Here is a 7480-nt window from a genome sequence, read left to right on the forward strand (position 1 = left end):
AAAAGTAAATTATGCATATAAATACAGATACAATAATATTTTTTCTTGTAACAGTAGGAATTATTTTTTTAGTTATAATGGGATTTTTCTTATTATTTAAAGCTTTTTATATTAAAGTTCCTCAAGGTACAGCACTTATCGTTAATGATATGACCTCAAAACCCAAAGTACACTTTACAGGTGCTTTAGTTTACCCAGTTATCTACAAAAAAGAATTTATGAAAATTTCATTAATTACATTTGATGTAGAACGTCGAGGAAAAGATGGTTTAATCTGTAAAGATAATTTACGTGCAGATATCTGCGTTGCTTTTTATCTTCGAGTGAACGAAACCACTGAAGATGTATTAAAAGTAGCCAAATCAATTGGTGTAGATAGAGCATCAGATCAAAAAGCAGTTAGTTCGCTCTTTAGTGCGAAATTTTCAGAAGCCCTGAAAACTGTAGGTAAACAATTTGAATTATCAAAGTTGTTTGAGGATCGCATGAACTTCCGTGAACGTATTATTGACGTTATCGGTAAAGATCTTAATGGTTATGCGTTAGAAGATGTTGCCATCGATTATTTAGAACAAACACCAATAAAATCACTTGATCCAGATAATATTTTTGATGCGGAAGGGATCAATAAAATCACGTCAATTACTGCTGTTCATAAAGATGAAACAAACAAACGTGAACGAGATCTTGAATTAGCATTAAAGAAAAAAGATACCGAAACCATTGAAGCAAAATTAGAGCTTGAACGTCAGCAAGCCGATGCTGAAGCACGCCAAAAACGCGAAATCGAAACAATTCGTGCTCGCGAAGCTGCTGAAACATTAAAAGTACAAGAAGAAGAGCGCTTAAAAGCAGAACAAGCAAGAATCCAGTCTCAACAAGAAATCGAAGTACGTGAAGAAAATCGCCTGCGTGAAGTAGAAGTTGCACAACAAAATCGCCTACGAGCTATTGCTATTGAAGAAGAACGTGTTGAAAGAGCTCGTTCTCTTGAAATCGTTGCTCGTGAACGTGAAGTTGAACTACAACGAATTGAAAAAGATAAAGTACTTGAAGAAGAAAAAAAACTTATTGCCAATGTCATTCGAGAACGTGTTGCTGTTGAAAAAACCGTTGCAGTCGAAGAAGAAAACATCAAAGAAGTACGTGAAGTTTCAAGAGCAGATCGTGAAAAACAAACCACAATTATTGAAGCTGAGGCAAGAGCCGAACAAGAACTCGTTAAACAAGTCAAACAAGCTGAAGCCGATGAACAAGCATCAAAACACCGTGCCATTGAAATTAGCACCATGGCTCAAGCTGAACTTGAAGCCGCAGCTAAACAGGCAGAAGCTAAAAAACAATTAGCACAAGGTATTGAGGCCGAAGAAGCAGCCATTGGTTTAGCTGAAGCTAAAGTTCGTAAAGCACGAGCCGAAGCCGAAGAAAAAGAAGGATTAGTCAAAGCCAATATTACAGCTGAAACCTTACTTGCCGAAGCGAGAGGTAATCAAGAAAAAGGCTTATCAGAAGCAAAAGTTATTGAAGCAAAAGCAATAGCGACTGAAAAACAAGGTTTAACTGAAGCTAAAGTGCTTGAAGAAAAGCTATCGGCGCAAGCTCGAGGCGATGAACGAATTGGTTTTGCTAAAGCAGCAGCAACTAAGGAACAAGGTCTTGCTGAAGCATTGGTTATTCGTGAACGCTTAACCGCAGAAGCAAATGGTTTAGTTGAAAAATTCCAAGCAATGGGCACAATGAATGAACAATCGAAAAACCACGAAGAGTTCCGTTTAGCTCTTGAAAAAGGATTTGAACAAGCTATGGCTGCTATTGCTGCCAATAAAGACATTGCACGCGAACAAGCAAATGTTCTTGCAGCAGCATTTAGTAAAGCAAATATTGAAATCGTTGGGGGTAATGATAACTTCTTTAATAGCTTCTCTAAAGCAATTAGTGTGGGTAAAGCTATTGAAGGAACAGTTAATCAAAGCCCTGTTCTGCAATCTGCCTTGCAGTCAGTATTATCACGCTTATCCGGTAACAAAAATATCGATTTAAAAGATGCGTTGAAAAATGCAGATTTAAAAGCCTTAGCTAAGCAATTTTTACCATCCGATAGTAACCAAGAAAGTGATAGTTAAAAATCTTATACTTCTAGATAATTCTTAATTCGAATTATCACTATCAACTGTCTTTAGTTGGTTGTACAGACCGACTAAAGACAATAACCTTTCTGTATAATGATCAACGAGTTAAAAATGGCTGAAATAGAACAAGAAAATCAACAACAAACAATACTTGATAACGCCGTTGCTGAAGGTGGCGCTTATGAAATTCTTCGCAAACGTTTAACATCACTCGGACAAGAACTTAACCAAAAAACAGAGGCACTAAACCAAGAAAGGCTTGCTGAATTTGGCAAAAGTGACATGTCAATTATTAGCCGTATTCGGATAAGAACTGAAAATAATTGTATTGCACGAGACATTGTACGTTTTGGCGATTGGTTATTATTTGGATATAACGTCTTTATGGGGTTAAAAAAAGAGACCAAAATAGAAGATGTGTTTTCACTTTACCAATTGATGGAACGTGATGGTAATTACGAAGCGGATCTAGTTGATATTTCTAACACCTTTTTAAATATTGATCGGTTTGTTCAAGACTTTAATGAACTATATACATATTATAAAAATGCACAGTTATTACAACTTGTTGAACGTGATGGAAAACTACTTGCCAGTTTCCAAATTGGTGAACGTGTTAGCGATATTCGTGTTTTTCGATGGTCTATATCAAGCGATAAAAAAAACATTAATTATATTGATAATCGTGGAGAGCGTGATATTGCACTTCCGCCCGCTTACGATTTTGAATGGCAAGAGACCACTCGTGAAAATATCGTTAATGGTCGATTCCCACATGTAAATGTGTTAGATACTGTTTTTGTTGAAACCATTGGCGGTGATTTAACCATAAAATGTGAAAATAACACCAACGATGGTCTTGGCATTTACCGCGAAGATGTTATCGATAAAAATCAATCCATCAATGATGCTAAAATAGAGTACGCGAAAGTAGGATCTTTAATTCTATTAAAGGTATTACCTTATCGTGAAGATAATTGGCGTTATTTAGTCTATAATATACTAACACAAAAAGTACAAAGAATTGATTTTATAGGTCAAGCTTGTATCCAACTTCCAGAAGATCATGGCATTATTTTTCCTGGTGGTTATTATTTACAAAATGGCGAATACAAAACATTTGATCAGTCAATGTCGGGAATGCGTTTTAGACGTATCAGACGTTCACCTAATGGTGAAGATGTTTTATATATATTTTATGATCCAACTTCTGGTCGCTTAGCATTATTTAATTATAATATGATTGAGCGCAAACTGGATAATCCTATTTTAGGTCAAGGTTATGCCGTGTTCGAAGATGGCAGAATGGTCGTATTCGAGGGTGAAAATAATGACCCCACTCGCGTCCACCCAATGCAAATTTGGCAAACACCATTTTATAGCGATGAATTTGCCGCAAGACAGCCAACAAATAACAGCTTTTTAGGTAGAATTGGTAATGCTGATCTAGTTCGTGGTATTTCTGATCTCTATTTTATTGCTCGCGAAATTGACAATCAATCAGTATCATCCCAACTATATAGCAAATTAAGTGAAGACACTAAACGGCTTTTTGATAGCTACTTTTGGTTAAGTGATGAACAAAATTTACCGTTTGCGCCTATTCTTCGTAATATCTCGCAAACAAGCGAATTAGTGCTTGATGAATATGAAAAAGTTGAAAGTATACGCCGCCAATCAAATAGCGCTATGCGCGAAGCAATTTCAAATCAACAAGATCTATTAGCAAAATTATATCCTGATAGTTGGAAAGAAACCCAAGAATATGTTGATGCTCTTAATGCCATAAAAATGCAATTAGGTAGCCTTGTCACATTAAGAACTTACCGTTATATCGATTTAAACCAAATCGATATAATGGAAGATGAACTAAAAAAACGCCAATCTATCGTTTCTTTAGCCACTGCGGAATTTTTAGGTAGTGAACAAGCCTTAGCGCCATTCATATCAAAAATTGATAATATTGAGCATGACATTACTAAAGCAGACTCTGCCGCAAAACTTAGCGAGCCAACAAAAATAGCTGATGATATGTCTAATGATTTAGATATGTTATCTCAATTAATGGCATCATTAAAATTTAATGATGTTACATTGCAAACCAAAATCATTGAATCAATTGCTGAAGTTTATGCCAAACTTAATCAAACGAAAGCCAGAATTCATCAAAAACGGAAAAATCTGTCTAGTGTTGAAATGGTCGCCCAATTTGGTGCCCAATTTAAACTATTTAGTCAAAGTATAGCCAATGCATTAGGGCTCGCAACAACACCTGAAAAATGTGATGATGAACTTTCGAGGCTGTTAGTTCAATTAGAAGAACTTGAAAATCAGTTTAGCGAAAGCGAAGAGTTTTTAAATGATATCTTAGCAAAACGCGAAGAGGTGCTAGAATCTTTTGAAACTCACAAACAAGCACTACTTGAAGATAGGACCAGACGCAGTGAAGCACTACTTACTGCAGCACAACGAATTTTAGATAGCATACCAAGAAGAACTGCGAAGTTTTCAGATCAAACTGAACTTAATGCTTTTTTTGTTGCCGATCCTCTAGCTCAAAAAATTCGTGAAATTGTCGAAAAATTAAGAGCACTATTTGATAATGTTAAAGCTGATGATATCGAATCCCGATTTAAAAGCGCACAAGATCAAGCAATACGCGCGTTACGTGATAAATCAGAAATTTTTGAATCAGGCGGTAATGTCATAAAACTCGGTCCAAGGCATAAGTTTAGCGTCAATACCCAAGAGCTTGACCTAACCGTTGTACCTAAAGAAAACCACTTATATTTACAATTAACAGGTACCGACTATCAAGAAAAATTAGCGCATCCTAAGCTAGAAAGCTACAAACCGTTTTGGACAATGTCATTAGAGTCAGAATCCCCAACGGTTTACCGGGCAGAATACCTAGCCTACTCAATAATTAATTCTGCATTAAAAAAAGAACATGATTTTAGCTATGATGATCTTGTTAGCGAATTAAATCAGCCCGTAATATTAAATAAAACAGTACGCGATTATGCGGCAATACGATATCGAGAAGGCTATGAAAAAGGCATTCACGATCATGATGCTGTAAAGATATTATTAAAACTTATTCCACTTGGCGAAGTGGCAGGCTTGCTACGTTATAACCCATTAGCGCGCAGTCTAGCGATGCTTTATTGGCATTATAACCAAAAAAATGACATTGCTAAGTTATGGCCAGAACGCGCTAAAACTTGTATGGATATCTATTCACTGTTTGGTCATGAAGAAGGCTTAATAAATCTACGTACAGAAATATCAGAACAACTTGGTTTATTTCTACAAAAATATCCAATACCACATGATAATTACCACATAAAACAAGCATCTGAATATTTAAGCTATGTATTAGCCGAAACACCGCAACAATTTACGTTAAGTAAATATAGTCAGACATTGTTTGAAGGATTAAAAACACAACTAGAGCAGTCTCACATGTGGGGGGACTTTAATCAATCACAATTAAACCTAATGTCACGGATAGCCGATCGTTGGAACCTAATCGAAAGTTGGTTTAAAGGACTATGTACCCTACCTCAGTATCAAAAATTCGCTGCTTATATTGCTGAAGCAGCTATGCTATGTATTTTAGATAAAGAAAATGGCATCACCACAACAATTAGCGAAATTGACCTTGATATTACAGTTAATGATCTATTAGGTGAACATCCAAGCATCAAACAAGGTGTATTAAAGATAAATCTAGATGACTTCTTCAGTCGTATGCGTAAACAATCACGAGTAATAATTCCAGAATTTAAACATTACCAAATGCTTCGCCAAGAGGTTTTAGAAGAACAACGCCACTTTTTACACCTTGAAGAATTTAAGGCAAAACCATTAAGTTCATTTGTGCGTAATAAACTTATTAACCAAGTTTATTTACCAATTATTGGTGATAACTTAGCAAAACAAATGGGCACAGTGGGGGAAAGTCGTCGCACCGATTTAATGGGATTACTGTTACTTATATCCCCACCGGGTTATGGTAAAACAACCTTAATGGAATATATCGCTAATCGTCTGGGATTAATTTTTATGAAAATTAATGGGCCGGCATTAGGTCATAGCGTGTTATCGTTTGATCCCGAGCAAGCACCCAATGCAACAGCTCGCCAAGAACTTGAAAAGCTTAACTTAGCACTTGAAATGGGTAACAACGTTATGCTTTATCTTGATGATATCCAACATACCAATCCCGAATTTTTACAAAAATTTATTTCACTCTGTGACGGCTCTCGACGTATTGAAGGGGTCTGGAAAGGTAAAACCAAAACCTATGATCTGCGAGGCAAAAAATTCTGTGTGATTATGGCGGGTAACCCCTATACCGAATCGGGCGAAGTCTTTAAAATTCCTGATATGTTGGCTAACCGTGCAGATATTTATAACTTAGGTGAAGTGCTTGGAGGCATGGATGAAGTATTTGCGTCAAGCTATATTGAAAACTGCTTAACATCCAATCCTATTCTTTCGCCTCTTGCCCTGCGTGATCTTAATGACCTTTATCGATTAATCGATCATGCACAAGGAAAACCACTTAATACCAACGAACTTAGCTACACTTATAGCCAAGCTGAAATTAGCGAAATTATTGCTGTACTTCGTCATTTATTAAAAATTCGTGAAGTCGTGTTTAAAGTCAATCAACAGTACATTGTCAGCGCAGCACAATCCGATAAATACCGAACAGAACCACCATTTAAATTGCAAGGTAGTTATCGAAATATGAATAAGCTAGCAGAAAAAGTATCTTCGGTTATGAATGATGAAGAATTAAATCAAATCATTGAAGATCACTATCTTGGCGAGGCACAATTACTCACCAACGGCGCTGAAGAAAATTTACTAAAATTGGCAGAAATCCGTGGCGTATTAACCAAAGAACAATCTCAACGCTGGCAACAAATTAAAACCGACTTTATGCGCAACAAAACGCTTGGTGGCGATGAAGCAAATACAGGCATTCAAATTGTTACACAGCTGGCTGATTTAGTACAAAGCGTGCAGGCATTGAAATTATAAAAAATAGCGCTTTTGGATAAAAATTTGCTTTTATAAAAATCGAATAAAATCAAAGTTATTACTGACTATTTTTACAAAAAATAAAGTGATATTTTGTGAAGTAAATTGGTTGGATATGACTGATTTTGGAGATTTTCATGTTTGCTAGCCAAAATAGCCACAATTCCCCCCTCGCCTGAGCGAGGGGATGGTCAATCCCCTAAATCGGAGGTAATAACCATTGTTACTTTCTACGTCAAAAGATAGCGCGTCTAAAACCTAGCTAAACTTTAAAAATTGGTTATCTAGTTACAAAA

The 7480-nt window shown here is 36.2% G+C and carries 2 protein-coding genes; both read left to right on the forward strand.

Going from position 1 to position 7480, the window contains the following annotated elements; all coding sequences use genetic code 11:
- Window positions 1–11: 11 nt before the first annotated feature.
- A complete protein-coding gene (locus GQ593_RS11605; protein ID WP_160432173.1) occupies window positions 12–2123 on the forward strand; it encodes a hypothetical protein in 2112 nt (703 codons plus the stop codon).
- 117 nt (window positions 2124–2240) lie between these two features.
- Entirely contained in the window at window positions 2241–7184 is a 4944-nt protein-coding gene (locus tag GQ593_RS11610) for a DNA repair ATPase (RefSeq protein ID WP_160432174.1), read from the forward strand.
- Window positions 7185–7480 lie beyond the last annotated feature (296 nt).

Origin of the sequence: Gilliamella sp. Pas-s25 (genome assembly GCF_009795885.1) — a bacterium.
Classification (GTDB): domain Bacteria; phylum Pseudomonadota; class Gammaproteobacteria; order Enterobacterales; family Orbaceae; genus Gilliamella.

What these genes read in the sequence shown, in the direction of transcription:
- GQ593_RS11610 (WP_160432174.1), top strand. Translation starts at nt 2,241, where the DNA reads ATGGCTGAAATAGAACAAGAAAATCAACAACAAACAATACTTGATAAC.
- GQ593_RS11605 (WP_160432173.1), top strand. Translation starts at nt 12, where the DNA reads ATGCATATAAATACAGATACAATAATATTTTTTCTTGTAACAGTAGGA.